This is a genomic window from Candidatus Methylomirabilota bacterium, assembly GCA_036001065.1.
GTDB lineage: Bacteria > Methylomirabilota > Methylomirabilia > Rokubacteriales > CSP1-6 > MNEF01.
Genome location: DASYUQ010000110.1, coordinates 1 through 2,914 on the forward strand (window position 1 = coordinate 1; position 2,914 = coordinate 2,914).

3 protein-coding genes are annotated in these 2,914 nt (G+C 69.4%); all 3 read left to right on the top strand.

Going from position 1 to position 2,914, the window contains the following annotated elements:
- The first annotated feature begins 237 nt into the window (after positions 1-237).
- Genes VGV13_10095 through VGV13_10105 form a run of 3 tightly spaced genes read left to right on the top strand, consistent with a single transcriptional unit; the run spans position 238 to position 2,808 of the window.
- The gene (locus VGV13_10095; protein ID HEV8641433.1) at positions 238-1,245 is read left to right on the top strand and encodes an ABC transporter substrate-binding protein; all 1,008 of its coding nucleotides are present in this window, start codon (positions 238-240) and stop codon (positions 1,243-1,245) included.
- Between the two features lie 49 nt (positions 1,246-1,294).
- Complete coding sequence (locus VGV13_10100; protein HEV8641434.1) at positions 1,295-2,050, top strand: ABC transporter ATP-binding protein; 756 nt, start codon at positions 1,295-1,297, stop codon at positions 2,048-2,050.
- The gene (locus VGV13_10105; GenBank protein ID HEV8641435.1) at positions 2,047-2,808 is read left to right on the top strand and encodes an ABC transporter permease; all 762 of its coding nucleotides are present in this window, start codon (positions 2,047-2,049) and stop codon (positions 2,806-2,808) included. The genes VGV13_10100 and VGV13_10105 overlap by 4 nt, the downstream gene beginning before the upstream one ends.
- Positions 2,809-2,914 lie beyond the last annotated feature (106 nt).

Consider the following 2,914-nt stretch of genomic DNA (forward strand, 5'->3'; position numbering starts at 1 on the left):
GGCCGTGGCCAGCGTGGGTACGTGCGCACCCACGTCCTCCTATAGAGACGCTGGCTGCGGTCGAACCATCTCCTGAACACCGCCCATGTTCGCGGCCATGTGCCGCTTTCACCTGCGAGCTTATTTCGGATCGGGGCTAACACCCGGCCCTGATCGCAGCCGGCTGACTTGACAGTCCCCGCCGGCGCCGCTTAGGTTTGGTCACTCGATCAGCATCGCTTCCGATGGAGGACCGCTATGGACAGGCGATGGCTCACCACGCTCGTCGGCCTCGCGCTCGGCGGCGCCGCGCTCGGGGCCCCGGGGGGGGCGGCGGCGCCCGTGAAGGTGAAGTTCGGCATGCCGACCACGCCGCCGAACTTCGTCCATATCTCGCCCTGGGTGGCCCTGGAGCAGGGGTTCTTCAAGGAGGAAGGTCTGGACGTGGAGATCTCCACGTTCGAGGGCGGCATCTACGTGATCCGCAACGTCGTCAGCGGCGCCCTGGACGCCGGCGGCGGCCCCGGTACGGCCACGGCGGTCTCCGTCGCCAGGAAGGCCGGGATCAAGGCCATCTACGGCATGGCGCCACGATACGCCTCGACCATGACCGTGCGCTCGAACGTCAAGACGCTCCAGGACCTCAAAGGCAGGAAGATCGGCGTCCAGGAGGTCGGCGGGTTCGCCGACATCCTGAGCCGGATGGTGCTGCGCAAGGCGGGCCTCAAGCCCGAGGATGTCACGTTCGTCCCCATCGCGTCGGCCGACGTGCCGCCCCTGCTGGCCGGCGCCATCGACACCGCCATCCTGCACATCGACCAGATGATCCTGGCGCGCCAGAAGGAGCCGTCGCTGCACCCGCTGGTGAAGTTCTGGGAGCTCGAGCCGAACCAGCTCTTCCTGGTCGTGGTGGCGCAGGAGAAGAAGCTTCAGGCCGAGCCGGCCAAGTTCCAGGCACTCGTCCGGGCGCTGGCCAAGGCCAACCGGTTCATGTACGCGAACCGGGCGCGGGCGGTGGAGATCGCGATGAAGCATGGGAAGATCCCGCGCGACGTCGCCGAGGGAGCCTACGACGAGCTGATCCAGGGCAAGGTGTGGTCGCAGAACGACGGGCTGCCGCGCGAAAAGGTCGAGTACACGATCAACCGGATGGTGCAGGTGGGTAACATCAAGCCCGAGGAGCGGCCGAAGTACGAGGACTACGTCGCCGTTCCGATCGTCCAGGAGGCGTTCAAGGCGCTGCCGCGCGTGCCCGACTTCGACTGACGGCGCCGCGCCGGGGCCTGCCATCCGCACCAAGATCGCCGTCCGCCACCTGACCAAGCGCTTCGACGACGCCGGCGTCGTCGCCTTCGAGGACCTCTCCTTCGACGTCGAAGACGGCGAGGTCCTCTGCATCCTGGGACCCTCGGGCTGCGGCAAGACGACGCTCCTGCGCGTGCTCGACGGGCTGCTGGCGGCCGACGCGGGGGAGGTGACCATCGACGGCCGGCGCGTGGCGGGTCCCTCGCGCGAGGTGGCCATGGTCTTCCAGCACTTCGGGCTCATGCCCTGGAAGCGCCTCGACCAGAACATCGGCTACGGGCTCAAGCTTCACGGCCGGCCGCGCGCCGAGATCGCCCGCGCCGTCGCCCACTACGTGCGCCTGGTCGGCCTCGAGGGGTTCGAGCGCCTCTATCCCTTCCAGCTCTCGGGCGGCATGCAGCAGCGGGCGGGGCTGGCGCGGGCGCTGGCGGTGAAGCCCTCGATCCTGCTCATGGACGAGCCCTTCGGGGCGCTCGACGCCCAGACGCGGGAGACCCTCCAGGAGGAGCTCCTGCGCATCCTCGAGCGGGAGCCCAAGACGATGCTCTTCGTCACGCACTCCGTGGACGAGGCCATCGCGCTGGGCGACCGGATCTTGCTGCTGACGTCGCGCCCGGGGCGGGTGCGCGAGATTCTTCCGGTGGGCATCCCCCGCCCGCGCGACCTCGCCCAGATCCGGGCCGACGACCGGGCCATCAAGCTCCGGCTGCACATCGGGACTGAGCTGCGTCGCGACGCCGAGGCCCGGAGCGAGGAGCGCCGGTGAGCCGCACCCTCGCGATCCGCCTCGTCTCGCTGGCGGTGGTCCTCACGGCCTGGGAGCTCTACGGCCGTTCGGTGAACCCTATCCTCTTCACCTATCCGATCGCGATCGTGCAGGCCTTCCTGGAGCTCGGCCAGAGCGGCGAGCTCGTCGGTTACCTGAGCCAGAGCCTCCAGGTGCTGGCGATCGCGCTGCTCCTCTCGGTCGGCGCCGGCGTGCCGCTCGGCGTGCTCCTGGCCCGCTTCGGCGCCCTGGAGCTCGCCACCGACCTCTACATCAACGCGCTCTATGCCACGCCGATGGTGGCGCTGGTGCCGCTCATCGTCCTCTGGTTCGGCTTCGGCATCCCCGCCAAGGTCATCATCGTCTTCCTCTTCATGATCTTCCCCGTGCTCATCAACACCCAGCAGGGCGTGAAGAACGTCGACCGCGCGCTGCTGGAGGTGGCGCGCTCCTTCTGCTCCACCGAGCGCCAGCTGTGGGGCGACGTGATCCTGCCCTCGGCCCTGCCCTTCATCGCCGCGGGCGTGCGCCTGGCCATCGGTCGCGGGCTGGTGGGGATGGTGGTCGCCGAGTTCTACACGTCCATCTCGGGGCTCGGGTACATGATCGTCCGCTACGCCAACGCCTTCGAGACCGCCAAGCTCTTCGTGCCCATCGTGGTGCTCATGGTCATGGGCGTCCTGCTCGTCCAGGGCGCCCGGGCGGTCGAGCTGCGCATCGCGCCCTGGCAGCGCCACGGGGGCGCGGGCGAGCGCTGAGGCCGGGACGAAGGGACTACGCGGCGGGCGGCCACCGGCAGTCCGGCGCCGCCAGATCTGGACGAGCGCGTCGGTGACGGCGAGCACGACGGGGCCGAGGATGAGG

Excerpts from the sequence above, each read along its gene's own strand:
- VGV13_10095 (HEV8641433.1), top strand. The coding sequence starts at position 238 with ATGGACAGGCGATGGCTCACCACGCTCGTCGGCCTCGCGCTCGGCGGC.